The organism is Geomonas anaerohicana (genome assembly GCF_016458305.1).
In the GTDB taxonomy this organism is placed as follows: domain Bacteria; phylum Desulfobacterota; class Desulfuromonadia; order Geobacterales; family Geobacteraceae; genus Geomonas; species Geomonas anaerohicana.
In genome coordinates this window covers 44,506-70,364 of record NZ_JAEMHL010000005.1, presented here as the reverse complement: position 1 = coordinate 70,364, position 25,859 = coordinate 44,506, and the positions used below count along the sequence as shown (strand labels likewise).

Genomic DNA, 25,859 nt, shown 5'->3' with positions numbered 1-25,859 from the left:
GTGTTGTTAGTGCCCTTGCTGCATCTCTTCGAATTTTTTCAAACAGTCTATGGAGCAGAAGTGGTAGCGCTTCCCCTCCAGCCTGCCGACCACCGCATCGGCCTCGGCTATGTACACGCCGCAGACCGGATCCTGGAAGGTCTCGGCGGCGACAGGTTCTTTTTTCGCTATCTTTTCGGACGACTTGCCGACGAACATGCGGTACACGAGGTACGCCAGCAGTGCCCAGATCAAAAACTTCACTCGTCCCCCTAAATCCTGACCACCTTCTCGGGCGAGGTCAGCTCGGTCAACAGTTCGATGATGCGTCTGCCCAGAGTCGGGTGCACCAGGTCCGGTGCGATGTCGGACAGCGGCTGGAGGGCGAAACGACGCTCGGCCAGGCGCGGATGCGGGATGGTGAGCTCTTCGCAGCTGAAGACCAGTTCGCCGTAGAGGAGGATGTCGAGGTCCATGCTGCGGGCGCCCCAGCGCTGCGACGGCACCCGGTGGAAGACCCCGGTCTCCAGCTTCTTGAGCCGGTCCAGGAGTTCCAGCGGCGCCAGGTCGGTGTTGAGGCGCACCACGGCATTGTAGAAGTTGTCCTGGGGCACCCCTCCGACCGGTTCGGTCTCGTAGAAGGGGGAAACGGCAGTGACCCTGGTTTGCGGCAGCTTGCCCAACTCCGCAATCGCCATCAGGAGCTTCAGCTCCCGGTCGCCGATGTTGCACCCCAGCCCTATGTACGCGCACTGTTCCACAGCCGCAGATTAGAACACAAATCCCTTTTTTTTTCAACCCTGCCCGCCGCAACGGCGCAGCCGTTCGCAGCCAACGAAAACGCGGGGATAGCTCCTCCGGGGGCAACTTGCCGGTTTCCCATGTCACAAATTAAATGGTATAGTATCCCATCTTAATGTTAGCGCTGCAGACAGGAGAGCCGTGTGAACCCCGAACTTGCCCAAATGGAAACGACCGAACTGGTGCATATCGGCCAGGAGGAACTGGAGGCCCGCCGCTTCTCGTCCGCGCTGCGCTACCTGCAGGCTGCCATGGAACAGCAGCGCACCCCGGACCACGTCTCTCTCTACGCCCTGGCGCTGGCCCAGGCGACCGGGAACATAAAGACGGCGGTGGCCCTGTGCCAGGAAGCCATCAAGAGGGAGCCAAGAAACTCCAGCCACTTCCTGCGTCTGGGCACGATATACCTGGTCGCGGGGAGGAAAAAAGAGGCGATCCGGTCGCTCAACCTCGGGCTCAGAGTAGGGAAGAACCCGGCTATCATGAAGCTGCTACAGTCGCTGGGGCACCGCGAATCCCCGGTCATCCCCTTCCTCTCCAGGGGCAACCCGCTCAACAAGTACCTGGGCAAGATTCGGAGCAGCCTCTTTAGGAGATAGCCCATGTTCCCTCCCCCGGAGGGGGAGGGTTAGGGAGGGGGAGATGTTAGGCTGCGGCGCCCCCCTCCCAGCCTCCCCCCTCCGGGGGGAGGGGCTGAGGCTGTACCTGGGTAAGGGATAAGGGATAAGGAATAAGGGGGCAAGGGGGACAGGCACCTGCGGAGCCAGTCCCCGTAACGTCGGAGGGACGGATGATCCAGTACCTGACATTGAAAAGCAGGGAGAGGACGGAGTTGATCGATATCACCGCCATGGTCCAGGGCCTCATTGCGGCCAGCATGGTCGGGACCGGCAGCTGCGACGTCTTCGTGATGCATACGACGGCAGGAGTCACGGTGAACGAGGGGGCGGACCCGGCAGTAAAGCGCGACATCGCCAACTGCCTGGACCGGCTGGTGCCGGACGAGCATTACTTCACCCACGCCGAGGGGAATTCCGCGGCCCACGTCAAGTCGACCCTGGTGGGGAGCTGCCAGCGGCTCCTGATCGACCGGGGCAAGCTCCTCCTGGGCACCTGGCAGGCCCTCTACTTCTGCGAGTTCGACGGACCGAGGGAGAGGAAGGTGGCGGTAAGGATCAGCGCGGACTAGTCCGCGCCGAAGTGGTCGAAGCCGCGCCGCGGCGGCGTGTAGGATGAGCCGTCGGGGGCGGTGAGTTCAATGCCGGCGCCCGTGGTGATTTTCCCGATCACGGAGACAGGGAGGTTCACGGAGGCACAGATGGCTGCCACCTCGGACTCCTTGCCGGCAGGGATGCAGAAAAGCAGTTCGTAGTCTTCCCCGCCGGACAGGGCCAGCGCGAAGGGATCGTTACCAGGATACAACTTGCCGGTAGCAGCGCCCTCACCCCCTCCCCTCTCCCAAAGGGCGGGGGGAGCATGATCAGTGTGGCCACAGTAAGCCAGGTAGTGCTCGGAAAGCGGCAACCGGGCCAGTTCCAGGCGCGCCCCCACTCCCGACATCTCGCAGATGTGCCCCAGATCCTGCAGCACCCCGTCGCTTACGTCGATCATGGCGGTAACGACACCGGCCTCGGCCAACGCCACCCCAGCCTCCACCCTCGGCGTCGGATCCAACTGCCGCGCCACCAGGAAGCCTTCCCGCACCCCGGCAAAAAGCTGCTTGAGCCCCGCCGCCGCATCCCCGACCGTCCCGGTCACGCAAACCAGATCCCCCGGCTTTGCGCCGCTGCGCTTCAGCACCAAGTCAGGACGCTGCTCGCCCAACGCGGTCACCGAAATGGCCAGTCCCCCCTTGGAGGCACAGGTGTCGCCGCCTACCAAGGTGGCGCCGTAGCGCTGTGCCTGCTCCAGCATGCCGGCCATGAAGCCGTCCATGAATTCGAGTGGGATATCTTTGGGGAGCGCGACGCCGAGCAGGAAGTGGCGCGGGCGCGCCCCCATGGCGGCGACATCGGAAAGGTTGACGGAAAGGGATTTTCTGCCCAGGGTGCGCGGGTCGCAGAAGGAGAGGTCGAAGTGGACCCCTTCCAGCAGCATGTCGGAGGTGATCAGGGTGACCTGTCCGGGGGTAGGAGACAGCGCCGCCGCGTCGTCCCCGATGCCCAGAAGCACCGAGGGTGACGCGGCGACGTTTGCCTTGATCCTGTCTATCAGGCCGAATTCGCCCAGTTCGGCTAGTTTCAAGCCTTGCCCCTCACCGGGGCCGGGACCGGCACGCGGGTTCTGACCTTGGTTTTCGGCGGCTCAGGCTTGGCCGCCTTGGGCGCCGGGGGCGGGAACTTCTCGAGAGCAACCGCCAGCACGTCGTCGATGTTGGCGGCGGTGACGATCTTGAGCTTCTTGAGGATGGTCTTGGGGACGTCCTCGAGGTCCTTCTTGTTCTGTATCGGGATGATCACCGTGGTGACGCCCAGGCGCGCCGCGGCGAGGATCTTCTCCTTCAGCCCGCCGATGGGGAGCACCTTGCCGCGCAGGGTGATCTCGCCGGTCATGGCGACTTCCTTGCGCACCGGGATCTTGGTGAGCGCCGAGACCAGCGCGGTCGCCATGGTGACGCCCGCCGAGGGGCCGTCTTTCGGGATGGCGCCGGCCGGGACGTGCACGTGGATGTCGATGCTGGAGCTGAAGTCCTCGGGGATGTTCAGTTCCGCGGTCTTGGAACGGATGTAGGAGAGTGCGGCCTGGACCGACTCCTTCATCACGTCGCCCAATTGGCCGGTGAGGGTCAGCCCACCCTTCCCTTTCATAACCGTCGCCTCGACGAAGAGCACCTCGCCCCCTACCGGGGTCCAGGCGAGACCGGTGACCACGCCGACCTCGTTCTTCTCCATCTCCTCTTCGCGCAGGAACTTCGGGGGACCGAGGTACTTGGGCACGGTGCCAGCGGTGATGACGAACTTCTCCCCTTTGCCTTCGGCGAACTTCCTGGCCACCTTGCGGCAGACACTGCCGATCTCGCGCTCCAGGTTCCTAAGGCCCGCCTCGCGGGTGTACTTGGCGATGATGGTGCGCAGCGCCTCCTCCGAGAAGACCGCGATCTCCTCGGTGATGCCGTTTTCCTTCACCTGGCGCGGCACCAGGTAGCGCTTGGCGATGCCGAGCTTCTCCTCCTCGGTGTAGCCGGAGAGATTGATCACCTCCATCCTGTCGCGCAGCGGCCCCGGAATGGTGTCCATCTGGTTGGCCGTCGCGATGAACATCACGTTGGACAGGTTGAAGGGGAGGTTGATGTAGTGGTCCGAGAAGCTGTTGTTCTGCTCCGGGTCGAGCACCTCCAGCAGGGCCGAGGAGGGGTCGCCCCTGAAGTCGGAACCCAGCTTGTCCAACTCGTCCAGCATGAAGACCGGGTTGTTGGAGCCGGCCTGCTTGAGCCCCTGGATGATCCGGCCCGGCAGCGCCCCGACGTAGGTGCGCCGGTGGCCGCGGATCTCGGCCTCGTCGCGCACGCCGCCCAGCGAGATGCGCACGAACTTCCTCCCCATGGCGCGGGCGATGGACTTGCCCAGGCTGGTCTTGCCGACGCCGGGAGGTCCGACGAAGCAGAGGATGGGCCCCTTCATCTTCTTCTTGAGTTTTCTGACCGCCAGGAACTCGAGGATGCGCTCCTTCACCTTCTCCAGGAAGTAGTGGTCCTCGTTGAGGATTTCGGAGGCGCGGTTGATCTCCAGGGCGTCCTTGGTCGCTTTGCCCCAGGGGATATCCACCATCCAGTCCAGGAAGGTCCTGAGCATGCCCGCCTCGGCGGCGTCAGGATGCATCTGCTCCAGGCGCCCGAGCTGTTTCAGGGCCTCCTTCTCGACGTTCTGCGGCATCTTGGCGTTTTCGATGGCTTTTCTCAGTTCGGCCATCTCCTCGCTTCTGGCGTCGGTCTCGCCCAGTTCCTGCTGGATGGCGCGCAGCTGCTCGCGCAGGTAGTACTCACGCTGGCTCTTGCCCATCTCCTCCTTGGCGGCGGACTGGATGCGGGCCTGCATGTTGAGGAGTTCGCTTTCCTTGTTGAGGAGGTCGTTCACCTTCTTCAGGCGCTCCAGCGGATCGATCACCTCCAAGAGCCCCTGCGCTTCTTCCACCTTAAGGCCGATATTGCTGGCCACCAGGTCGGCCAGGGCGCCCGGCTCCTGCATGTTCTCGACGATGACCATCACCTCGGGGGAGACGGCCTTGCCCAGCGCCACGATCTTGGCCAGCTCTTCCTTCACCGTGCGGATCAGGGCCTCGGACTCCAGCGTGTTCTCCGGGGCCGCCGGCTCGATGATGCGGTCGATGCGTACCGAGTAAAAAGGCTTCTCGGCCAGGTATTCGGTGATGCGCCCTTTCGTGAGCCCCTGCACCAGGATCTTCACCCTGCCGTCGGGAAGCTTCAGCATGCGCATGATCATGGCGACGGTGCCGACCTCGTAGATCGCCTCCGGGGCCGGGTCCTCGTCCCCCACGTCCCTTTGCGTGGCCAGAAAGATCATGCGGTCCTTGGAAAGGGCGTGGTCGACCGCGGCGATGGAGATCTCGCGCCCCACGAAAAGCGGCAGAATCATGTAGGGATATACGACCACGTCCCGTACCGGGAGCAGCGGCAGAACATCCGGTATATTAAGCTCTTCGGTTTCCTGCCTGTTTTCCATGTACCTCTCCTTACTGAATAGGGATCTCGCGGATGTGCGGCGTCTCCCCCTTGCACCAGGGGAACTCGACCGTGAGCAGACCGCGCCGGTAGCGCGCCTGCACCCCCTCCAGGTCGACGCCGGGAGGCACCTCGATGGCCCTGCAAAAGCGGCCGGTGCCGCGCTCAAGGCAGGTGTAGGTGGCGCCTGGCTCCGTTTCGTCCCGTGCCGTCCCCTCCACCACCAGGGTGGAGCAGCACAGGCTCAGGGTGATGTCGCTGCGGTCGCAGCCGGGGAGTTCCACCTCGACCACGAAGGAGCGGTCGGTTTCGTAGATGTCCAGCAGCGGGGACTGTTCCTTGTCGGTGAAGCCTTCCCGCCCCTCCAGCGTGGAGAGAAAACGGAAGATCTCGTCCATCTGTTGGCGGAACAGGTTCAGCCATTCCAAAGGTTCCTTGGGAATTACCGCCATCGCGCCCCTCTGTTGCACGGCTATTAATGAAAAACCGGCCCGTGGCCGGTGCAGATGATTTAACCATCTTTATCATGAAAGTCAAGGTAATCCGCCTTAACCTGACAGCCCCCCTCACCCCGTGCGGGTTTGCGGGGTCAAGATCTCGGGATCGTTAATGATTACCGTTTTGGAATTGAATTTATGAGTTCCGATGTGTATAATCCGGCAACCTCACCGGGCCCCACCGCCCGGCAGCGCCCGGCAGCATCGGGCCGAGCCCCCGGCGCGGCACCTGCGCCCCCACCAAACGTTCTCTCGAATAAAAGGGCCCTACATGAAAAGATACGCAGCACTGTCATCGCTTCTGGCGGTGACCCTGTTCAGCACCGGCTTCAGTTGGCCCTTCCCGGCGACCAACTCCTGCCTGGAAGCGAAGAAGATCATCCTGGAACTTCCGCCGCAGGCGAGCGAGCAAAAGAAGAAGGATGCCGAAAAGCGCGTGGCGGAGCTCTGCCCCACCGGCGCCCCCGGCCGTTACCTGAAGGCCCTCGCCTTCGAGCGCAGCGGCAACGTCGATGCCGCCATCCAGGAGTACCGCGAGACCCTCGCGCTGGACCCGGACTTCTACCCCGCCAGCGGCAACCTGGGCCTGTTGCACCTGCAGAAAGGGGCCAGTGAGGAGGCGGCGGTCGAGCTCTCCCAGGGCTTGAAGGCCGGCGACCCGCGCTACCACGGCGGCCTCGCCCGCATCCTGGCGCAGAAGGATCTGCACCAGCTCGCCATCTTCCACTACACCGAGGCACTGGCCGCCTTCCCCGAAGACGCCTCTCTGCATAACGACCTGGCCGTTTCCTACGACGCGGTGGGGCAGAAGCAGAAGGCCGAGGACGAATACAAAAAGGCGCTCGCCATCCAGCCGGGCAACGCCCGGGCGCGCCTGGGACTGGGAGCCCTGCTCCTCGCCCGCGGCGAGACCGACAAGGCGGTGACCGAACTGAAGCAGGCCGCCATTGCCGAGCCGGGCAACAAGGAAGTGCACCGCCTGCTCGCCGAAGGGTACGTCCGCAAGGGGGACCAGAAGAGCGCCGAGTACGAGCGGGTGCTGGCCGGCATCGGACCCAAGGTGAAGGAGACGCCCAAGGTCGACCACATGGCGCTCGCCGACCAGTACAAGAACGCCAAGGACTACGAGATGGCGATCAGCGAGTATCGCCTCAGGATCGCCGAGGAGCCGACCGACGCCGTGGCGCAGCAGCGCCTGGGCGACTGCCTGCTGGCGGTGGGGCGCGAGGACGAGGCGATGTCCTACTACCGCGACGCCATCAGGAACAAGGGTGAAAACCCGCAGCTGCACCTGAACCTGGCCGGCATCTATGAGCGCAAGGCGCTCCTGGACGAGGCGGTGGTGGAATACCGCCAGGTGCTCGCCAGCACGCCGGACAACCAGCAGGCGCGCCAGCGTCTCGCCGAAATCTACACGCTGCGTGGCAGCTTCCCGCAGGCGCTGGAGCAGTACCAGGCGCTGATCAAGGCCAACCCGGCCGATGCGCCTACCCAGCTCAAGCTGGCGCGCGCCTTCGTGAACACCAAGGACCTCGACTCGGCCATCAGCGCCTACCAGGCCGCCATCAAACTGGACCCGGAGTCGCTGGAAACCCACCGCGAGCTCGCCAACCTCTTGCGCAAGCGCAACGAGATGGATCAGGCCGCCAACGAATATCAGGAAGTGCTGCGCCTGAAGAAGGATGACCAGGAGGCCCGCACCGCCCTCACCGCCATCTACGTCAAGAACAAGAACTACGACTCCCTGGCCAAGCTCTTGAAGGAAGGCGTGGAACTCTCCCCCAACGACGCCAACGCCCACTATAAGCTGGGGTTGGTGTACGAGTTCCAGAAGAACTACACCGCCGCCACCGACGAATACAAGGAGGCGGTGAAGCTGAAGCCTGACCACGCCAAGGCCCTGAACGCCATGGGGCGCGTGCAGATGAAGGACGGCCACATCGCCGAGGCCAAGGAATCGCTCGAGGCGGCCCGGAAGGCCGACCCGGAACTGGAAGAGGCCCAGGTCCTGTTAAGCAACATCAAGGACGAGTTCAACCCCGAGCCGAGGAGCTTCCGCAAGCACAAGGGTTCGAGCGGGAGCAAGTCCAAGAAGGGTAAGAAAGGGAAGAAGTCCAAGGAGAAGGAAGAGAAGTCCTCCAAGAAGTCCTCCTCCAAAAAGAAGAAGTCCTCCTCCAAGAAGAAGCACAAGGAAGAGTAGCCGCCGACTTCGGCAGCAGCACCATATGAAAAGGCAGCCCCCCGCGGGGGGCTGCCTTTTTTTGCGTATGCAGGGCCAGGCTGGCGCGCCGGAAGGGTTCCTTCCCCCCCTCCCTTGACGGGAGGGGGACGGGGGGTGGGTGAAGCCGCCACCTGCGGGGATGATGGCACCCTCCCCCACCCCCGAGCCCCCTCCCGCAAGGGGAGGGGGGATCAAGAAAGAAGAAGGGGACTGGCTCCGCCAGGTGCCTGTCCCCTTGTCGTTGGGGGTGGTAGAGCTGAAAGGAGCGTTCCGCCAGAGGGACAGGCACCTGACGGAGCCTGTCCCTTCTGCTGTCCCTTAGAAGAAAAAAGGCCGGGGGACAAGCCCCCGGCCTTTTTCTCTGTTCGCCCAGATTGTATTTTGATGTTGCTAGGATTCGTCGTCGGTCAGCGGGATGATGGCCACTTTGGCCTTGCCTTCCCCGAGGAATCCCAGTTTCCTTGCCGCGGCCCGTGACAGGTCGATGAAGGGGAACCCCTTCTTACGGCAACGGTCGTTGACGACAACCGTGACTTCCTTGTCGTTGGCGAGGTTCCTGACCAGAACCTTGGTGCCCAGCGGAAGACTCTGGTGGGCGGCGGTCATCTTTTCCGGATGATACCGCTCTCCCGACGTGGTCGCTCTTCCGTGGAACTTCTTGGCATAGTAGGAGGCTATGCCAACCAGTTTTTTCACCACCGACTTTTCTTGCGGTTCTGCCTTTTCTACTACCGGTTTTGCTACTTGTTCTGCAGCCAGCAGGGGAAGCGTGTGGATCGGGAGGAGCATCAGAGCCAGGACGATTATCCGTACCAGCCTGCCGCTCCGCTCGGATGATGCCATGCGCACCTCCTTTGTTGGGCGAGGCATTCGTATAACACGTTCTAACCCGAGAGTCAAGTTCCAATGAGCATCGCGCCGGGTAAGCCATTAATCTTGCGTGGTTTATCTACCCGGCCGTTTGACCCTGCGCCGGCACGGCTTCGACGGGCTGCGCGCCACGCTGGCGCCGGCCGATGGTGGTGGTGTCGTTAATGATCACCACTTCGCGCGCCGAGCCGTCCACCTCCGGCGGGAAGGCATGCCGCTTGACCACGAACCACTTGCCGGTCGGCTTGTGCAGCAGTTCCACTCCCGGGGACTCCAGGTGCTCCTTGAGGCCGTGCTGCTCGAGGAAGGCGACGCAATCCCTGCCGACGATGTCCCGGTGCGCCATGCCGGTGAAAGTTTCTACGGCGCGGTTGAAGCGCCGGATCTTGCCGAACTGGTCGGCCAGGATGAACATGTCGGAGATGCAGTCCATGATCTCCTCCCACTCGCGCCGGATCCCCTCCATCTGGTGGAAGACGTTCTTCAACTCCTCGTGCTTCATGTAGAGGCGGGCATCGCTTTCCAGCAGTTCCCGCTCCATCTGGCGCTGGTCGGTGACGTCGCGGGAGATGGCGATCAGGCACGCCTCACCCTGGTACTCGATCACGTCGGCCGACCACAAAAGTTCGCGGATCTCGCCGGACTTGACCCGGAAGCGCACGTCGAGGTTGCGCACGTGGCCGTGCTCGTTCAAGAGCTTGAGCATCACCATGCGCGCGTCGGGGTCGGCCCAGAGCATGAGTTCGGTGGAGGTCCGGCCGATCACCTCGTCGCGGCTGTAGCCGGTGATCTCCTGGAAGGCCTCGTTGACGTCGATGTAGGTGCCGTCCTCGGCGCGGGTGATGACGATGGAGTCCGGAGAGGCGTGGAATGCCTTGGAGAACTTCTCCTCGGAGTTCCGGAGGGCCTGCTCGGCCTCGAGGCGCCAGGTGATGTCCTGGGCGGTCCCCAGCATGTGCAGCGGCTTGCCCTGGGCGTCGTAGGTCACTTCGGCACGTGCGGAAAGGGTGCGCATCGAGCCGTTGGGGAGCACGATCCGGTAGTCCATCTGATAGGCCTTGCGGTTGTAGATGGCGTCGTTCACGGAGCGGATCACCTGCTCCCGGTCCTGGGGGTGCACCGCCTGCAGCACCAGCTCGTGAGACGGGACGAAGCAGGCCGGATCGGCATCGTAGATGCGGTACATCTCGTCGGACCAGGTGAGGGTGTCGCTGCCGAGGTCCCAGTCCCAGTTGCCCAGGCGTGCGATGCGCTGCGCCACGGCGAGCGTGGCCCGACTCTCCCTGAGCGCCTCCTCGACTTCCTTGTGGGCGCTGATATCCACCAGGGAGAGCACCGAGCGGTCGGTCCCCTCGATGACGGCCCAGTTGCCGGCCATGGTCCGGGTGCCTTCCTTGCCGGAGAGTTGGACCTCGAAGCTGCGGCGCGGCGAGTCGGGGTGGGCATCCTCCTTCGCAGGGGAGAACCCGTCGCTGTCGCAGCAGCCGATGAACTCCGTCCAAAGCCTCCTTCCCTCGAGATCCTCCCGGGACAGGCCGGTAAGTGCCGCGAAGCCGCGGTTCACCATCTGCAGCGTCCCGTCGGGGAGGACGATGGCCATGGCCGTCCCGGTGTCTTCGAAGATGGCGCGGTAGCGCGCCTCGGATTCTTCCAGCCGCTGCTGGGAGGTGCGGCGCACCGTGATGTCCCGTGCCACAAAGAGCACCCTGCGCACCCCCTGCACCAAGTCCCCGATCGGGTGCACCGAGATGTCCTCGTAACGGATTTCCCCGTCCTGCGCGCCGTAGCAGATCTCACTGTTAAGGGCGGTGCCGCTACAGGTGCAGTCGGAGATAAGGCTCATGATCTGGTCGGCGAGCCCCTGGCGCGCCACCAGTTCCGAAAAGTTGGCCCCCCTGGCCCCTTCTTCGGTCAAGCCGTAGTTGGCGAGAAAGACGCCGTTGCAGTTGACGATGGTGTAGTCGGTGGTGTTCAGGACACAGATTGCGTCACGGGATGATCCCAGGAAGATCTGGGAAAGGTCGTCGGAGTGGCGCAGCGCCGTCTCCACCCTGCGTCCCCGCTCGGTCACCACGGAAAGGGAGGCGAAGAAGGCGCCGAGCAGGCAGGCGTAGAAGGTCCGCATCCACAACTCATAGGAGTTGGGATCGTGAATCTGCTGCAGAAAGGGCTCCCGCCCCATGATGGTGGCGTCGAGCAGGGCGTCCCCGACCCAGAATGCGGCGATGAAACCGAGGGCCACGCCTATGTGCCGCTTCCAGTTGAACGGCTTGGTCATCTGGAATCCTCCACGATGCTAAGACAGCTTTTGCACCTTTCGGCGGAAAAGAAGATAACTTGAGACGAAGGGACTGGCTCCGGTTAGGTGCCAGTCCCTCTGGCGGAACGCTCCATTCCGCCCACCCACCTTACCCAAGCCCTAAGGGGACAGGCACCTGGCGGAGCCAGTCCCCTCAGGAAATGAGCAGCGGTTCCTGCCAGGAGGGAACGATCCCCGCTGCCGCCGCGCGCCCCAGCAGCAGGCGGACAGCCGCTTCACCTTCGACTCCGAGGCCGCGGGAGAAGTCGTTCACGTAGAGCCCGATATGGGCGTCGCACACCGCGTCGCTCATCTCCTGGGAGTGGGCGCGGATGTAGGGGCGGGCCGCACCGGGATGGGCGAAGGCGTACTCGACGCTGTCCGCTAACCCCTGCTCGAGCCTCAGCAGCGCGTCCCTTCCCAGGGAGCGTTTGGCCGCAATCCCCCCCAGCGGAATGGGATGCCCCGTTTCCCGCTCCCACCACTCACCGAGGTCGACCACCTTGGACAGGCCGTACTCCTGGTAGGTGAAACGGGACTCGTGGATTATGACTCCGGCGGCCACCGAACCATCGGCCACCGCCGCCATGATCTCGTGGAACGGGAGATAGATGAAATCGGTCAGGGTGGGGTTGAAAAGCCGCAGCAGCAGCGCAGCCGTAGTGTAGCGCCCGGGCAGGGCGACCCGCTTGCCGGCCAGGGTGGCGGGATCCACCTGTCCGCGCGCCACAACCAGCGGTCCGCAACCGCGCCCCAGGGCCCCCCCGCTTCTAAGCAGCAGGTAGTCCTTCAGGATGTGCCCCAGGAGGTGGTAGGAAACCTTGGAAACGTCCAGCACCGACTCGAGCGCCATCCGGTTCAGGGTCTCCACGTCCTCCAACTGCTCCCGGAACCCGAAACCGCAGTCGACGCGCCCGTGGATCAAGGCGTCAAAGATGAAAGTATCGTTAGGGCATGGCGAAAAGCCCAGGGATAGTACCGGTCCCGATTGCTGATCCTGTTTTACTGGCATAACTGCATCCATCCGTTGCTACACTCCCTGTTTACCGCGGCGGCGGCACGACTGCCGGCGCGTCCAGCGGCAAAGCCGGCACATTTAAGACTCACCAATATACAATCAGCCCGCATGCCGTGCAAGAAAAGGTTAACGAAACGCTCATAGTCCAATTAGAAGTTCTGGCGGGGAGATCCCTTAGACTGGAACAAGGACGGGGGGAGGCAGAAACTTCGTTCAGCGCATGCCGGGACGGTTGTCCGCCACCTGCGCGAGGTAAAGGGCCAGGAAGCGCTGCACCTGCCCCACCGCGCGCTTGAGGTCCCAGCGGGACAGGTCCCTGTCCTCCACCATGTTGCTGATGCCGCGCACCTCGAGGCAGGGAACGCCGTACATGAGCGCCACCTGTGCCACGGCAGCCCCCTCCATGTTCTCGCAGACCCCGGGGAAGCGCCGCAGCAGTTCCTCCCCCTGCCGGGTGGTGCCGGAACAGGTGGAAACGGTGAGGAAGGGCCCCAGCACCGTGTCGAAGCCGCCGACGGTTGCGCAGTCGAGGGCGCGGCGGGCCATCTCCCGGTCCAGCGGGATCCGGTTGAAGAGCCTCTCCCCTCTCCCCTCGTACACGGGAATGCCGATCAGGTCGAGTCCGCGCCAGCCGTCGGGGGTCCTGACCCCTTCGTCGGCCAGGTACTCGCTGTCGGCCACGGCGAGGTCGCCCACGGCGAGGCCGGCCCCGGCAAAGGCGCCGCCGCAACCGGTATTGATGATGAGGTCGGGGGCGTAGCGTTCGCACAGCAGGGTCACGGCGCTGGCGGCGTTCACCTTGCCGATCCCGGTCAGGGCGAACAGGATCTCCGTCCCCCTCATCTCGGTGCGGTACAGCGGCACATGCCCTGCGTCCGGCAGCGCGGAGGCCGAGGTAGCGGCCAGCAGTTCCGAGAGTTCCAACCGGGTAGATGCGGTGACGATGATGCGGCTCATGCGCTGCTCCCTGCACGTTTTCGATGCGCGAGTGTAGCACAGCAGAGAAGGCGACTTCAACGACTGTCGCGTCACGTTACAAAATCGATTTTGGGCTTTAAAGCCTTAAAGACGTAAAGCATGATTTAACGCAAAGCCGCAAAGGCGCAAAGAAAAGCTATTGGTAGAAACAAAACGTTTTAAGGGTCCAGTTTTTACTTCACTGTTTTCTGCTCAGCGTCTTGGCGCCTCTGCGTCTTCACGTTGAAGCTTTTGGCTCTTATAGTTTTGGACGCTTTGCCTGCTTTGCGTCATTGCGTCACCAGTCAAATAACCGTCACCTGTCAAAAAATGTGCTCCATTCGGGACATATTCCTGGTGCCGGCAGTGTCCCCCTCCTCCCTGCGCCGGCTTCTTCATTGGAAAAAACAGCGGCAAATCACACCTCATCTGCTACAATGTTCCCCGCATCGTCGCTCCAGAAGCGGCGGCACAGCTTTTGCTGATAATGGTGGCGCTTGGTTAAAGCACGGGAACCGTAGGCTCTCATTATCCTGTCTTCCCTCGTGAGCCGTCGTGACGGTGGTCCCTGAGCCGGATGGTATCAACGCCAAGGTGAGAGGGGGAAAGGGGAGCCGCCAGGATGCCCGAAATCGGGGCGTCGGGACCCCCTTTTTTGTTGCATAAGTCAAGGGCATCTAATATATTCGCTCAGTTCCAACTACTCGCAAAGAAGGGTCTTTCATGCCGCGCTGGATTCTCCCCCTGAACCTTACTCTTGGCCTCGCCATCACCGCAGTCGCGGCGCTCATCGCAGCGGATCTGCTGAGCGTCAAGATTGCGGCCCTGTACCCCAGGACCGCGCCGAAGCAGGTCGCGACACAGGCTGCGGCCACGCCGGCCGGAAGCCAGGACCTGTCCGGTTTCGCGCCCATTCTGGAGCGGGGGCTTTTCGGCAAGGCGACCCAGGGAAGACTGACTCCGCTGCAGCAGCAGGCGGCCGGTGGGCCCGCGGCGGCCGCGCCCCCACCGGCGGCGGTAGGTGACCTGGTCCTCTTGGGGACCGCGGTCGGCTCCTTCCGTGAGACGTTCGCACTGGTGTTGAAGAACTCCAGCCACGAGGAGCGTGTCTTCAGGCTAGGGGACACGGTGTTCTCGGCGGGCCCGCTGGTGTCGGTCAAGAAGGACGTGGCCGAGATCCTGGTGGGGGGCAAGCGGGTGAAAATCCTGACGCCGATGGCCGCGGCGGCCGAAGCCGCAGCGGCTCCCGTGGCAGCGCCCGCCGGTGTCGGCGGCGGCCTGGCCACTGCCGGCGGTGGAGGCAACTACGTCATCGACCAGCGCGCCCTGAATTCGGCTTTGGACAACATCGGCCAGGCCATGACCGACGCGCGCCTTTTGCCCAGCATGAAGGACGGCAAGGTGGAGGGATTCCGTGCCTCCGAGGTGAAGCCGCAGGGGATCTTCGGCACCGTCGGCATCAAAAACGGCGACGTACTGTTGCGCATGAACGATTTCCCCATCGACTCGCCGGAGAAGGCGATCCAGTCCTTCGCGTCGCTCAAGGGGCAGAGCCGGATCAAGCTCGACCTGATCCGCGACGGCCAGCCAACGACATTCACGTATGACATAAGGTGAAGCAGTTAGATTTCAATCTGCCTCTCGGAGGGTTTTCCTTGAAAATCAGAATCGCCCGCATCGCCGCGTTGCTCATGTTCCTGATCGCCGCACCGACCCTGGTATTTGCCAAAGGGGTCGTGCTCAACTTCACCGACGTGGACATCGCCACCATGGTGAAATTCATCAGCGACCTGACCGGCAAAAACTTCATCATGGACGAACGGGTCAAGGGCAAGATCTCGGTCTTCTCCCCGGCCAAACTCTCCAACGAGGAGGCCTACAACGTCTTCACCTCGGTCCTGGAACTGAAGGGCTTCACCGTGGTGCCGGCGGGCAAGGTGATGAAGATCGTCCCGACCGCGGCCGCCAAGCAGGCCGGGATGAAGGTCTTGAGCGACGGCGACAAAGGGGTTGTCAACGACACCTACCAGGCACGGGTGATCCAGCTCGAGCACGTCGCCCCCCAAGACGCGGTCACCTTCCTGCAGCCCCTGGTCTCCAAGGACGGGCAGATCTCCGCCTTCGGCGCAGCCAACCTGATCCTCGTGGTGGACTCCGCCTACAACATTCAGAAAATCCTGGGCATCCTGAAACACATCGATACCGACCAGGTGCGCGAAGGGGCCGAGCTGGTGTTCCTCAAGAACGCGGCGGCCGACAGCGTGGCCACCCTGGTCAAGGACTGGCTCTCCGGCAAACAAAGCGGCAAGACCGCAGCCGGCGCGGGCCCCTCGGCCGGCAACGTACCCGTGGTCGCCGACGCCAGGCTGAACGCACTGATCATCTTCGGCTCCGACAAGGACAAGGCCGATATCAAGAAACTGATCGCGCTGGTCGACGTGGTCCCCCCCACCACCAGCAGCAAGGTCAACGTCTACTACCTGGAAAATGCCGAGGCAACCGAGGTGGCCAAGGTGCTGGAAGGGCTGGTAAAAGGAACTCCGACCGCGACGTCCGGCGCTCCGGGCACGGCGGCGGCACCGCAGCAGGCTGTGTTCGAGGGGGGCAAGATCACCATCACCCCGGACAAGGCGACCAACTCGCTGGTGGTAATGGCCTCCCCGACCGACTACCAGAACCTGCTGCAGGTGATCCAGAAGCTGGACCGCAGAAGCCGCCAGGTCTTCGTCCAGGCGATGATCGCCGAGGTATCCGTGAACCGGGCCAAGGACCTCGGGGTCCAGATCGGCGTCATCGGCGCCGGCTCCAACGGCACCGTGGCCACCATCGGCACCTTCGACCCCTTCGGCACCGTGGCCGGCCTCACCACCACCGCCGCGGCGGCCAAGACCCTGGGCATGGACGTGACGCTGGGCAAGATCAACGTCCCGGTCGTCTTGCAGGCGCTGCAGACCAACGGCGCGCTGAACGTCCTCTCCACGCCCAACATCATGACCAGCGACAACAAGGAGGCCGAGATCTTCGTGGGTGAAAGCGTCCCCTTCGTCTCGGGCACCAACCTCACCTCGACCGGACTCTCGCAGCAGTCCATCGAAAGGAAGGACACCGGTATCATCCTGAAGATCAAGCCCCAGATCAGCGAAGGCGAGTACGTGAAGCTCGACATCTACCAGGAGATCTCCGCGGTCAAGAACTTCGGCACCGCGACCGACCCGAGCCTCGGCAGCACCAAGCGCTCCGCGAAGACCTCGGTGGTGGTGAAGAACACCGACACAGTGCTCATCGGCGGCCTGATCCAGGACACCGACCAGGAGACCGAAAGCAAGGTTCCGCTTCTGGGTGACATCCCGGGCCTGGGCTGGCTCTTCAAGTCCAAAAGCACCAAGCGCGACAAGACCAACCTGCTGATCATGCTCACCCCGCGCATCATCAAGGACGCGCGTGACCTGGCCGAGGTTTCGGTGACCCAGAGGAACAACTTCTCCGAGGCGGTAAAGAACAACGCTCCCTTCAACCTGGAGCGCGCCCTCGAGGAAAAGCCGAAGTCCGTGACCGCGGACAAGCCCGAAATTCGCAACCAGTAACGGCGGACATACTCCATGGCAGAAACGCTTGATATAGAAAGCATAGCGGCACGTCTCGGCCTCCCCTTCCAGGCCGAGATCGACGACTCCAAGGTGGACGGCGCCCTGGTGAACCGGGTGCCGCTCAACTTCGCCCGCAACAACCTGCTCTTGCCGCTGCGTGAAGAGGGGGGGACGGTGATCGCCGCCAGCGCCGACCCGGCCAACCTTCTGGCCGTGGACGAGATGGCCGGTCTGTTCCAGCTCCCGGTCTCCACCGTGGTGGTGCCCCAGCCGGTCCTCATCGACGCCGTGAACCGCCTCTATTCCCGGCTCTCCGGCTCGGCGCAGGAAGTAGTCGAGGAACTCGAGGGGGAGGAACTCTCCACCCTGGCCACCTCGTTCAACGAGCCGCGCGACCTGATGGAGCTGACCGACGAGGCGCCGGTGATCCGGCTCTTGAACTCGATCCTGTTCCAGGCCGTCAAGGAGCGCGCCAGCGACATCCACATCGAGCCGTTCGAGCGCGAGCTCGAGGTCCGCTTCCGGATCGACGGCCTGCTCTACAAGATGCTTTCCCCCCCGAAGGTTATCCAGGAAGCGCTCACCTCCCGCGTCAAGATCATGTCGGGGCTGAACATCGCCGAGAAGAGGCTGCCGCAGGACGGCCGCATCCGCGTGAAAGTCGCCGGCCGCGACGTCGACATCCGCGTGTCGCTGATCCCGACCTTCTTCGGCGAGCGCGTGGTGTTAAGGCTCCTGGACAAGCAGCGCGGCGTCCTTTCCCTGAAGGAGATCGGGCTCTCCGACAAGAACGACCTCCTCATGGAGCGGCTCTTGTCCCGCACCAGCGGCATCATCCTGGTCACCGGCCCGACCGGCAGCGGCAAGACCACCACGCTCTACGCGGCGCTCTCCCAGATCAACTCGCCGGAGAAGAACATCATCACCGTCGAGGACCCGATCGAGTACCAGCTGAAGGGGGTGGGCCAGATCCAGGTCAACCCGAAGATCGACCTCACCTTCGCCAACGGCCTGCGCTCCATCCTCAGGCAGGACCCGGACATCGTCATGATCGGCGAGATCCGCGACGCCGAGACCGCCGAGATCGCCATGCAGGCGTCGCTCACCGGCCACCTGGTGCTCTCCACCCTGCACACCAACGACGCCGCCACCGCCGTCACGCGCCTGATCGACATGGGGATCGAGCCCTTCATGGTTGCCTCGTCGCTCTCCGCGGTGCTGGCGCAGCGCCTGGTACGGGTGATCTGCCCGCATTGCAAGGAATCCTATACACCCGACCGCAGCTACCCCGGCGTCGAACTGCCGCCGGTCCTGTACCGCGGCCGCGGCTGCGAGAAGTGCTTCAACCTTGGCACCATCGGCCGGGTCGGCATCTACGAGCTGCTCCCCATCGACGCGGAACTTTGCTCCATGATCATCCGCCAGGCATCCTCCGGCGCCATCAAGGAGTACGCCGTCTCCAAGGGGATGCGCACCCTGCGCGAAGACGGGCTGATGAAAGCGGCGGCCGGGATCACCACCATCGAGGAGGTCCTGAGGGTGACCCAGGACGACTATGCCGACCTTTCGCTATAGCGCATTCAACCAGAAGGGGGCCGAGGTCGCCGGCACGGTGGACGCCGCCAGCGAGAGCGAAGCACGGCTGCAGTTGAAGCAGAAGGGGCTCTTCGCCAAGGAGATCGCCGCCGCCGCCGAGGCCGGTTCGCGCTGGGCGCTCAAGTCAGGCGTCAGCGTCCCCGACCTGTCCCTTGCCACGAGAAGGCTCGCCACCCTCTTGGGGAGCGCGGTGCCGGTGTACGAGGCGGTGGCGACCCTGTGGGAACAGGAGGCGCCGGGTGAGCTGAAGCGGGTGCTCGGGCGGGTGCGGGACCGGCTCGCCGAGGGCCAGGGACTGGCGCAGGCGCTGGCCGCCGAGCCGCAGGTATTTTCCGAAAGCTACATAGGCATGGTCGCCGCCGGCGAGGCGAGCGGCGCCCTGGAGGTGGTGCTGGAGCGTCTGGCCGAGTTCCAGGAGGACCAGGCCGAGGTGCGCAGCCGGGTCATCACCGCCCTCATCTACCCAGCCATCATGGTGGTGGTAGGGATCGGCGTCATGATGGTGCTTCTTGGCTTCGTGGTCCCCAAGATCTCCGCCGTCTTCGAGAGCAACAAGGCCACCCTGCCGTTGGTGACGGTCCTTCTCATCAAGGCGAGCACCGCGGTGAGAAAGGGTTGGTGGATCATGGGCGCGCTGGCCCTGGCTGCCGTCGCAGCCTGGAAGCGGGCCAAGACCAACGAGGAGTTCCTGCACAAGCGCGACCGGTTCCTGCTCAAGCTCCCCATGGCGGGCCAGCTCTGGCGGCGCCTGGTACTGTCGCGCTTTGCCAAGGTGCTAGGTCTTTTGCTGCAAAGCGGTGTTCCCATTATCAAGGCCATGGAGATCACCGGCGAAGCCGTCGTGAACCGGGAGTACAAGTCGTTCCTGGCCGAGGCGCGCGAGTCGCTGATCCAGGGGGGGAGCCTTTCCGGCGCTCTTAAAACGAGCCCGCTCTTCCCGCCGCTTCTGACCCACATGACCGCCGTCGGTGAGAAGAGCGGCGAGCTGGACGCCATGCTGATCAAGGCGGGCGACGCCTTCCAGAAGGAGTTCAACGCGCAGGTAACCCGTTCCATGGCGCTGCTCGAGCCGATGCTGATCCTGGGCATGGGGCTCACCATCGGCTTCATGGTCATCGCCGTCCTGCTCCCCATCATGCAACTGAACCAGCTGGTGAAATGAGTAGAATGTCCTCCCCCTTTCACAAGGGGGGATCGAGGGGGATTTCTCTCGTTCCCAAGCTCCAGCTTGGGAACGCAATGCGGTAGAAAGCTCCAGCTTTGAAGGAGTTGGCGTGAGAAGCCGCTACAAAGCCGGTGACGGGAGCAGCACTTACTTTGTGACGTCCACCATTGTGGAGTGGATCCCTCTTTTCACCTCGGCGCGCTACAATCCGGTACGCCGCGGGCTCGTCTCCTCGCCGGAGCATTGGGTTTACTCCAGCGCCGCCAATTACTTTCAGGGAGCGGGAATCATAGATGTTGATCCGATGAGTTGAAGCTGGAGCTTCAACATCGGCCGGACGTTCCCAAGCTGGAGCTTGGGAACGAGAGCTAACGCTGGAGCGCGTGCAGGGCTGATAGCCTATTTCTCGTTCCCAAGTTCCAGCTTGGGAAACGAGAGCTGACGTTATCGCAGCGCTGATCGACCGCTGCACCACTATTTAAATACAATCCGATTGATATAGGAGGGTTCTTGAAATGCTGAAAACAATGAAAGACAGCCGCGGCTTCACCCTGATCGAACTGATGGTGGTCATCGTCATCCTGAGCCTTCTGGCAGTCCTGGTCGGTCCGAAGATCATCGGCCGCAGCGACGATGCCAAGGTGGCCGACGCCAAGGTCCAGATCCGCAACATCGAGACGGCACTCAAACTCTACAAGCTGGATACCGGCAGCTTCCCGACCACCGAGCAGGGGCTGCAGGCGCTGGTCACCAAGCCGACCACCGGCAAGGTCCCCAACAATTACAAGGCGGAAGGATACCTGGAGAACAAGAACGTGCCCAAGGATCCCTGGGGCAACGACTACGTCTACCTCTCCCCCGGCGAACACGGCGACTACGACCTCTCCTCCTACGGCGCCGACGGCGCGCGCGGCGGCGAAGGCAAGAACGCCGACATCGAAAGCTGGAGCATGAAGTAGGTCGCAGGACTGGACCACCCGAGGATGCACCGTAGGGGCGAATAAATATTCGCCCGCCTTCATGCTGCGCAAGAGGAAAGAACCGCACTTGGGACTGATGAGCAAATGTAAAAGCCGCGATCGTCGGGAGGCCGGCTTCACTCTCTTGGAGCTGATGGTGGTGATCTTCATCATCGCCCTCGCGGCGGGCATCGTGCTGCCCCGGCTCCCGGAACCGGAGGGGACCCGCTTGAAGAGCTCGGCGCGCAACCTGGCCAGCGGGCTCAGGTTCCTGAACGACCAGGCCATCATCACCAAGAAGGTCTACCGCCTGCACCTGCACCTGGGCGAGAACACCACCCGCATCACCGAACTCTCCCCTTCCGGCCAAGAGCTGCAGCCGGGAGACCAGTTCATGGGGAGGCGCCTGATCGAAGACGGGATCGACATCGAGGATGTGAGCGTGCCCGCCCTCGGCATGGTGACGGAAGGAGAGGTCATCATCCCCTTCGGACCGGGCGGCGTGGCGGACGGCGTGACCATCCACCTGAAGGGGGGCAACCAGCACTACACCGTGATCGCCAACCCTTCCGGCGGCAAAGTGACGGTGCAGGACGGCTACCAGGAGGTGAGTTCGTGAGAGGTTTCACCCTCCTGGAGGTGATGATCGCCCTCGCCATCACCGCCGGTGTCCTGTTGACGGTGATCTCCTCGGTGAACCACCACCTGGCCCGGATCTCGTCGGACAAGGAAGAGACCACCGCGGTGCTCCTGGGGCGCGCCAAGCTGGAAGATCCGGAATTCGCCAAGAAGGCTGACAAGAAGGGGGACTTCGCCCCCGACCACCCCGATCACAAGTGGGAGCGCGAGATTACCAAGACCGAGATCCCGGGGCTGAACATGATCCGGCTCACCGTCACCTGGGGCAACGACACGAAAAGGCTGTCACTTGTGCAATACGCACCGCAAAATGTGCAATAACAAGGGCTTCACCCTGATAGAACTCCTGATCGCCCTGGCGCTGCTGGTGATCCTCGCCGGCGCCCTGTACGGCACCTACTTCTCCGTGGTGGCCGCGCGCGAAAAGGGGGGCACCCGGATGGAGGAGCGCCGGGAGCTCTCGACGACGCTGGGGAAGCTGCACAACGAGCTGGCCTCCACCTTCTATAAAGGCTTGGCCATCGGCGCAGACCCGAATTCCCAGCGACTCCATTTCGTGGTGGAGGACCGCGACAGTTTCGGCAAGCCCGCCTCGCTGCTGCAGTTCACCGCGCTTACCCCGCCCCGCATCGATCCGGCGCCCGCCTCCGATGTCATGGTGGTGCGTTACGCGGTCAAAGAGAGCGAGAAGGACGGCAAGGAGCAGCTTGACCTGCTGCGCGAGTCCCGCGACCTCTACCTCGACACCAGCGTCAAGTCCGTTCCCTACCAGGTGATCGATCAGATGGAAGGCTTTCTGGTCGAATGCTGGGATGGGGCCAAGTGGGTCAAGACCTGGGACACGGCGCTGAACAACAAGCTGCCGGACAAGGTGAGGGTTACGGTAACGGTCAAGGGGGGAGAGGTCTTCAGTACCATCGCCACCCTGAGGAAGACTCCATGAGGGGGCAAAAGGGATTCGCCCTGGTCATAGCCCTTATCGTGACCACGCTCCTCGTGGCGCTGCTGGCTGAGTTCGTCAACGAGGTCTACGTGGACACCTCGCACAGCCACAACTTCGTTGCATCGCAGCAGGCGGGAATATTGGCCGAATCCGGCGTTGACGGCGCCCTGAAGCTGCTCGCGTACTCCGGCATGTTGAGGGGAGGCGAACAGTACAGTTCTCTGCTGGAACCGTGGGCGCAGCCGCACAGCTTCGACGCCGACAACGGCACGGTCACCGTGACCATCGAGGAGGAGAGCGGCAAAATAGATCTGAACTCCACCGCGTCGCTGACGGGGGTCCTCGGAGATACCTTCTACCGGGACGCTCTGTTGAGGCTATTCGACAACCTCAAGCTATCGCGGGACCTGTACGAGCCCCTGGCGGATTGGGTGGATACCAACCAGGAGCCGCGGCCAAGCGGTGCTGAGAAGAATTATTACAGCAACCTCAAGCCGCCCTACCAGGTGCATAACAACCTGCTGGAAACCATGGAAGAGCTGGCTCTGGTCAAGGGATTCACCCCGGAGATCCTTGCCAAGCTCAAGGGTTTTGTGACCGTGTACGGGACGGCAAACGGCATCCCCGCACCGATCAACATCAACACAGCCCCCAAGGAGGTGCTGCTGTCGCTGCACGAAGACCTCCTGAAAGGGGACCAGGTGGCCCAGATACTCGAGTACAGGAAAACCAAGGTAATCAAGACCTTGGCCGATGTACTCGGCAACAGCCCCCTCACCACGGCACTGGCCACTAAAGTGGCCTGCAAGGGATCCATCTACCGCATCCATTCCGAGGGGAAAGTCGGTGAAAGCATCAGCGTCGTAGAGGCCGTGGTAACAAATGTGGATGCCCCCCGGCCTACGATCCTTTACTGGAGAGAATATTGATGGACATGCTGATCGTACAACTGAAAAGGACCGAGCTGGTCCTGGCCAGTTTCAGGGCCAAGAAAGGCGGAGCGACTTTCGTTTCCGCCGAACGGCACCCGCTTTCGGGTGAGGGGGGGGAACTCTCCCGCATCCTGGACGGAAGCTCGCTCGCCGCCGGTGAACACCGGGTGGTCCTCGCCCTCCCCCCCTCCACGCTGTTCATGAGGGAGCTGGAGCTCCCCATCAGCGACCGCGCCAAGGTCCGCGAACTCCTCCCGCTGGAATTGAAAGGGGAGACCGCCCTCGACACCGACCAGTTGGCCTTCGACGCCCTCCCCCTTGCCGGCGGCAAAGTACTGGCGGTCTGGGGCCGGATCCAGGAGCTTTCCGAGAAGATCGAACTCCTGAAGGAAGCGGGACTCGAACCGGAAGTGGTGACGGCATCGGCTTTCCACTGGGACAAGCTCGTTCCCGCCGTCGGGACCGTCGCCGCGAGCGACGGCGAGGCCGTTGCCGCCTACAGCGACGGCACCCCCATCTATTTCCGCGCCTTGCCGCCCAACGCCACCGACGCCGACCTCCAGCGCACCGTTGCCGCCCTGGAGCTCTCCCGCGGTGTGCGCGTGGAACGAGTGATCTCGCATAACCCGGGCACGCAGCAGCACGACACCGTCTCTCCCTCCACCAAGGGACTCTTCGAGGCCTTCGGCGACGACCCGCGCGCGGCCCACGACCTGGCCGGCGCCTACGCACTTGCGGCTGCAGTGGCGGACAACTCCGCTGTCAACCTGCGCCGCGGCCCGCTCGCCTACACCGCGGCCACGGAAAAGCTGTACCAGCGCCTGAAGGTGAGCATGATGCTGGCCGCCGCCCTGGTGCTGCTCATCTTCGCCGAAAGCGGCGTGCGCTACTACCTGGTCAAGCGCGACCTCGCCTCGCTGGACCGCACCATCACCGGCATCTACAAGGAAGTGTTCCCGACCCGGAAAAAGGCGGTAGACGAGGTGGCGGAACTCCGCTCCGAGATCAAGCGTCTGGAAGGCGCCAAGACCTCCAGCAACGTCCTGAAACTCCTGAACGACGTGGCCCTGGTCAAGGGGGACGACGTCTTCGGCATCTACGAAACCGAGGTGACGGGCCCAGACGTGCGCCTGAAAGGGGACGCGAAGAGCGTGCAGGCAGCCGGGGACCTGAAGACCCGTGCCGCCGCCATCCTGGAGGGGGCCGAGGTCGGTGAGACCAAGTCCCGTCCCGACGGCAGCGTGACCTTCACCCTGAGCGGGAAGATGAAGGGGGTGACCCGATGAGCCGCGAAGAGATGACCACCCTTCTGCAAGGGCTGGACCAGCGTACCCGGCAGCGCATAGGCATCGCCATCGCCGTGGTGCTGGCCATTATCGTTCTTTTGTCCGCCGCCAACAGCAGGATCTCGGCCCTCGAGAAAAAGCGGGCCGCCCGCGAGGCGGACATCGCCGAGATGATGCGCCTGAAGCTGCGCTACCAGGAGGCGAACCAGGGCGCCCAGCGCCTGGCCAACCGGCTCATGGCCACCAAGCCCGACGACTCCCCCGCCAAGATCGTGGAAGAGATCGGCATCAAGGGACGCGCCAGCCAGATCAAGTCGGTCAAGGGGGATGACATCCCCGGATACGTCGAGGACGCGGCGGAACTGCGCATGGAAGGGCTCTCCGCCAATGAGGCAGTCAACCTGATCTACCGTTTGGAAAAAGGAGCCCGACCGGTAACGGTGAAGAAGGCCCTCATCAAGCAGAGGTTCGACGACCCATCCAAGCTCGACCTGACGCTCACCATTGCCCTGATCAAGCCGGCACCGGCGGGGAAATAGATGAACAGACGCACCCTCTACCTTGCCTGCGGCGTTCCCGCAGCGCTCATTTTGTTCCTGCTCTTGACGCTTTTGTTCACCCCGAACCACGCCATCAAAGGGGTGCTGGTCCGGGCGGCCGAGAACGCGGGCTACACCCTGGAGTGCGCCGGCTTCGGCAAGAGCTTTCCCCTTGGGATCAGTGCGGACAAGGTCGAACTCGGCTCCGAGAAAGGCGCCATCCTCAAGCTGAGCCTGGTGAAGGTGCGGCTGGAGCTGCTGCCGCTTCTGACCGGCCACGTGCGCGTCGCCTACCGCTGCAGCATCGGCGCCGGAACCGCGCAGGGAGAACTCGACCTCGGCAAGGGCAAGGGGTGGAGCATGCAGTGCCGCGGCGTGCGGCTCGAGGACATCCCCTTCTTCACCACCGTCGCCGAGGCCAAGGTCAGGGGTGAACTGAAGCTCACCGGCAAAATGGAAGCGAACAAAGGCGGGGGGACCGGTGACCTGCAGTTGGAGGTGCGGGCCGCCGAGGTCGCCGGCGTCAAGATCGGCTCCATGCCGCTTCCCGACGCGGCCTACCGCGAGGTGCGCGGCGCCCTCAAGATCGACAAGGGACGCGCCGTTTTAAAAAGCTTTACCTTAAACGGCGACGGCATCTACGTGCGACTCTCCGGCGACACCGTGCTCGGCACCCCCGTCGGGGCCTCACCGCTCAACCTGACCATGGAGATGATGCCCAAGCCCTCCTTCCTGGAGCGCCAGAAGTTCGTGTTTTTACTGCTCACCAAGTACCAGACGTCCCCAGGCGCCTTCAAGGTCCCCATCCTCGGCACCCTGGCCCACCCGTCTCTGTAACCTTCCCAAAACGCAGTTTGAATAAATCAAAAATTGGGTTGCATTTGTCGCCATCG

At 63.2% G+C, this 25,859-nt stretch carries 25 protein-coding genes; 16 read left to right on the top strand and 9 right to left on the bottom strand.

Annotated features, from left to right (window positions below):
- Positions 1-6 precede the first annotated feature (6 nt).
- Positions 7-243 carry a YHS domain-containing protein gene (locus tag JFN91_RS11330; protein ID WP_199389309.1) on the bottom strand — a complete coding sequence of 79 codons (237 nt, stop codon included), beginning with the start codon at positions 241-243 and terminating at the stop codon, positions 7-9.
- Between the two features lie 8 nt (positions 244-251).
- Positions 252-740 carry a 2-amino-4-hydroxy-6-hydroxymethyldihydropteridine diphosphokinase gene (gene folK / locus JFN91_RS11325; RefSeq protein ID WP_199389308.1) on the bottom strand — a complete coding sequence of 163 codons (489 nt, stop codon included), beginning with the start codon at positions 738-740 and terminating at the stop codon, positions 252-254.
- Between the two features lie 183 nt (positions 741-923).
- On the opposite strand from folK, the gene JFN91_RS11320 reads away from it, so the two are divergent.
- Together JFN91_RS11320 and JFN91_RS11315 are read left to right on the top strand one after the other, a co-directional pair.
- Positions 924-1,379 carry a tetratricopeptide repeat protein gene (locus tag JFN91_RS11320; protein WP_328746792.1) on the top strand — a complete coding sequence of 152 codons (456 nt, stop codon included), beginning with the start codon at positions 924-926 and terminating at the stop codon, positions 1,377-1,379.
- 191 nt (positions 1,380-1,570) lie between these two features.
- A complete protein-coding gene (locus tag JFN91_RS11315) occupies positions 1,571-1,969 on the top strand; it encodes a secondary thiamine-phosphate synthase enzyme YjbQ (protein ID WP_199389307.1) in 399 nt (132 codons plus the stop codon).
- On the opposite strand, the gene thiL is transcribed toward JFN91_RS11315, so the two are convergent.
- From thiL to JFN91_RS11300, 3 genes are read right to left on the bottom strand one after another with little or no spacing between them, the layout of a single operon-like run.
- On the bottom strand, positions 1,966-3,024 hold the full coding sequence (gene thiL, locus JFN91_RS11310) for a thiamine-phosphate kinase (RefSeq protein WP_199389306.1): 1,059 nt from the start codon (positions 3,022-3,024) through the stop codon (positions 1,966-1,968). The genes JFN91_RS11315 and thiL overlap by 4 nt on opposite strands.
- Positions 3,021-5,459, bottom strand: coding sequence for an endopeptidase La (gene lon / locus JFN91_RS11305; protein ID WP_199389305.1), 2,439 nt, complete (start codon positions 5,457-5,459; stop codon positions 3,021-3,023). The genes thiL and lon overlap by 4 nt, the downstream gene beginning before the upstream one ends.
- A gap of 10 nt (positions 5,460-5,469) precedes the next feature.
- Positions 5,470-5,910: an Hsp20/alpha crystallin family protein gene (locus JFN91_RS11300; protein ID WP_183345531.1), complete on the bottom strand. Its 441-nt coding sequence runs from the start codon at positions 5,908-5,910 to the stop codon at positions 5,470-5,472.
- 316 nt (positions 5,911-6,226) lie between these two features.
- Between JFN91_RS11300 and JFN91_RS11295 the strand changes: the two genes are divergently transcribed.
- Positions 6,227-8,155 (top strand): tetratricopeptide repeat protein, encoded by a 1,929-nt coding sequence (locus JFN91_RS11295; RefSeq protein ID WP_199389304.1) that lies wholly within the window; start codon positions 6,227-6,229, stop codon positions 8,153-8,155.
- 411 nt (positions 8,156-8,566) lie between these two features.
- Here JFN91_RS11295 and JFN91_RS11290 read toward each other — a convergent pair whose 3' ends face one another.
- The 4 genes from JFN91_RS11290 to mqnB form a co-directional block, all read right to left on the bottom strand.
- Positions 8,567-9,019: a septal ring lytic transglycosylase RlpA family protein gene (locus JFN91_RS11290; protein WP_199389303.1), complete on the bottom strand. Its 453-nt coding sequence runs from the start codon at positions 9,017-9,019 to the stop codon at positions 8,567-8,569.
- Positions 9,020-9,125: 106 nt separating this feature from the next.
- The gene (locus JFN91_RS11285; RefSeq protein ID WP_199389302.1) at positions 9,126-11,324 is read right to left on the bottom strand and encodes a PAS domain S-box protein; all 2,199 of its coding nucleotides are present in this window, start codon (positions 11,322-11,324) and stop codon (positions 9,126-9,128) included.
- A gap of 175 nt (positions 11,325-11,499) precedes the next feature.
- Entirely contained in the window at positions 11,500-12,357 is an 858-nt protein-coding gene (locus JFN91_RS11280) for a 1,4-dihydroxy-6-naphthoate synthase (RefSeq protein WP_236015101.1), read from the bottom strand.
- A 219-nt stretch (positions 12,358-12,576) separates the two neighbouring features.
- On the bottom strand, positions 12,577-13,320 hold the full coding sequence (mqnB, locus tag JFN91_RS11275) for a futalosine hydrolase (RefSeq protein WP_199389300.1): 744 nt from the start codon (positions 13,318-13,320) through the stop codon (positions 12,577-12,579).
- A gap of 723 nt (positions 13,321-14,043) precedes the next feature.
- On the opposite strand from mqnB, the gene JFN91_RS11270 reads away from it, so the two are divergent.
- From JFN91_RS11270 to gspN, 13 genes are all read left to right on the top strand, one after another.
- Positions 14,044-14,937: a type II secretion system protein N gene (locus JFN91_RS11270; RefSeq protein WP_199389299.1), complete on the top strand. Its 894-nt coding sequence runs from the start codon at positions 14,044-14,046 to the stop codon at positions 14,935-14,937.
- Positions 14,938-15,011: 74 nt separating this feature from the next.
- Positions 15,012-16,904 (top strand): type II secretion system secretin GspD, encoded by a 1,893-nt coding sequence (gene gspD / locus JFN91_RS11265; RefSeq protein ID WP_199389491.1) that lies wholly within the window; start codon positions 15,012-15,014, stop codon positions 16,902-16,904.
- Between the two features lie 15 nt (positions 16,905-16,919).
- Positions 16,920-18,482, top strand: coding sequence for a type II secretion system ATPase GspE (gene gspE, locus JFN91_RS11260; protein WP_199389298.1), 1,563 nt, complete (start codon positions 16,920-16,922; stop codon positions 18,480-18,482).
- Positions 18,463-19,665 (top strand): type II secretion system inner membrane protein GspF, encoded by a 1,203-nt coding sequence (gspF, locus tag JFN91_RS11255; RefSeq protein WP_199389297.1) that lies wholly within the window; start codon positions 18,463-18,465, stop codon positions 19,663-19,665. Before gspE ends, gspF begins: the two co-directional genes overlap by 20 nt.
- Positions 19,666-19,777: 112 nt before the next feature.
- A complete protein-coding gene (locus JFN91_RS21935) occupies positions 19,778-19,981 on the top strand; it encodes a hypothetical protein (RefSeq protein WP_215907361.1) in 204 nt (67 codons plus the stop codon).
- A gap of 202 nt (positions 19,982-20,183) precedes the next feature.
- Positions 20,184-20,627 (top strand): type II secretion system major pseudopilin GspG, encoded by a 444-nt coding sequence (gspG, locus tag JFN91_RS11250; protein ID WP_328746783.1) that lies wholly within the window; start codon positions 20,184-20,186, stop codon positions 20,625-20,627.
- A 97-nt stretch (positions 20,628-20,724) separates the two neighbouring features.
- Positions 20,725-21,246, top strand: a complete 522-nt coding sequence (locus JFN91_RS11245) for a prepilin-type N-terminal cleavage/methylation domain-containing protein (protein ID WP_199389296.1) — start codon at positions 20,725-20,727, stop codon at positions 21,244-21,246.
- On the top strand, positions 21,243-21,587 hold the full coding sequence (locus tag JFN91_RS11240; RefSeq protein WP_199389295.1) for a type IV pilus modification PilV family protein: 345 nt from the start codon (positions 21,243-21,245) through the stop codon (positions 21,585-21,587). The genes JFN91_RS11245 and JFN91_RS11240 overlap by 4 nt, the downstream gene beginning before the upstream one ends.
- Positions 21,577-22,209 carry a type II secretion system protein GspJ gene (locus JFN91_RS11235; RefSeq protein ID WP_199389294.1) on the top strand — a complete coding sequence of 211 codons (633 nt, stop codon included), beginning with the start codon at positions 21,577-21,579 and terminating at the stop codon, positions 22,207-22,209. The genes JFN91_RS11240 and JFN91_RS11235 overlap by 11 nt, the downstream gene beginning before the upstream one ends.
- Entirely contained in the window at positions 22,206-23,138 is a 933-nt protein-coding gene (gene gspK / locus JFN91_RS11230; protein WP_199389293.1) for a type II secretion system minor pseudopilin GspK, read from the top strand. Before JFN91_RS11235 ends, gspK begins: the two co-directional genes overlap by 4 nt.
- On the top strand, positions 23,138-24,427 hold the full coding sequence (gene gspL / locus JFN91_RS11225; protein WP_199389292.1) for a type II secretion system protein GspL: 1,290 nt from the start codon (positions 23,138-23,140) through the stop codon (positions 24,425-24,427). Before gspK ends, gspL begins: the two co-directional genes overlap by 1 nt.
- Positions 24,424-24,966, top strand: a complete 543-nt coding sequence (locus JFN91_RS11220; RefSeq protein WP_199389291.1) for a general secretion pathway protein GspM — start codon at positions 24,424-24,426, stop codon at positions 24,964-24,966. Before gspL ends, JFN91_RS11220 begins: the two co-directional genes overlap by 4 nt.
- Positions 24,967-25,803 (top strand): type II secretion system protein GspN, encoded by an 837-nt coding sequence (gspN, locus tag JFN91_RS11215; RefSeq protein WP_199389290.1) that lies wholly within the window; start codon positions 24,967-24,969, stop codon positions 25,801-25,803. It begins immediately after the preceding gene.
- The last annotated feature ends 56 nt before the right edge of the window (positions 25,804-25,859 follow it).

Coding starts and splice junctions, on each gene's coding strand:
- JFN91_RS11315 (WP_199389307.1), top strand. CDS start 1,571: ATGATCCAGTACCTGACATTGAAAAGCAGGGAGAGGACGGAGTTGATC.
- lon (WP_199389305.1), bottom strand. CDS start 5,459: ATGGAAAACAGGCAGGAAACCGAAGAGCTTAATATACCGGATGTTCTG.
- JFN91_RS11300 (WP_183345531.1), bottom strand. CDS start 5,910: ATGGCGGTAATTCCCAAGGAACCTTTGGAATGGCTGAACCTGTTCCGC.
- JFN91_RS11295 (WP_199389304.1), top strand. CDS start 6,227: ATGAAAAGATACGCAGCACTGTCATCGCTTCTGGCGGTGACCCTGTTC.
- JFN91_RS11290 (WP_199389303.1), bottom strand. CDS start 9,019: ATGGCATCATCCGAGCGGAGCGGCAGGCTGGTACGGATAATCGTCCTG.
- JFN91_RS11285 (WP_199389302.1), bottom strand. CDS start 11,324: ATGACCAAGCCGTTCAACTGGAAGCGGCACATAGGCGTGGCCCTCGGT.
- JFN91_RS11280 (WP_236015101.1), bottom strand. CDS start 12,357: ATGCCAGTAAAACAGGATCAGCAATCGGGACCGGTACTATCCCTGGGC.
- mqnB (WP_199389300.1), bottom strand. CDS start 13,320: ATGAGCCGCATCATCGTCACCGCATCTACCCGGTTGGAACTCTCGGAA.
- JFN91_RS11270 (WP_199389299.1), top strand. CDS start 14,044: ATGCCGCGCTGGATTCTCCCCCTGAACCTTACTCTTGGCCTCGCCATC.
- gspD (WP_199389491.1), top strand. CDS start 15,012: ATGTTCCTGATCGCCGCACCGACCCTGGTATTTGCCAAAGGGGTCGTG.
- gspE (WP_199389298.1), top strand. CDS start 16,920: ATGGCAGAAACGCTTGATATAGAAAGCATAGCGGCACGTCTCGGCCTC.
- gspF (WP_199389297.1), top strand. CDS start 18,463: ATGCCGACCTTTCGCTATAGCGCATTCAACCAGAAGGGGGCCGAGGTC.
- gspG (WP_328746783.1), top strand. CDS start 20,184: ATGCTGAAAACAATGAAAGACAGCCGCGGCTTCACCCTGATCGAACTG.
- JFN91_RS11245 (WP_199389296.1), top strand. CDS start 20,725: ATGAGCAAATGTAAAAGCCGCGATCGTCGGGAGGCCGGCTTCACTCTC.
- JFN91_RS11235 (WP_199389294.1), top strand. CDS start 21,577: ATGTGCAATAACAAGGGCTTCACCCTGATAGAACTCCTGATCGCCCTG.
- gspK (WP_199389293.1), top strand. CDS start 22,206: ATGAGGGGGCAAAAGGGATTCGCCCTGGTCATAGCCCTTATCGTGACC.
- gspL (WP_199389292.1), top strand. CDS start 23,138: ATGGACATGCTGATCGTACAACTGAAAAGGACCGAGCTGGTCCTGGCC.
- JFN91_RS11220 (WP_199389291.1), top strand. CDS start 24,424: ATGAGCCGCGAAGAGATGACCACCCTTCTGCAAGGGCTGGACCAGCGT.
- gspN (WP_199389290.1), top strand. CDS start 24,967: ATGAACAGACGCACCCTCTACCTTGCCTGCGGCGTTCCCGCAGCGCTC.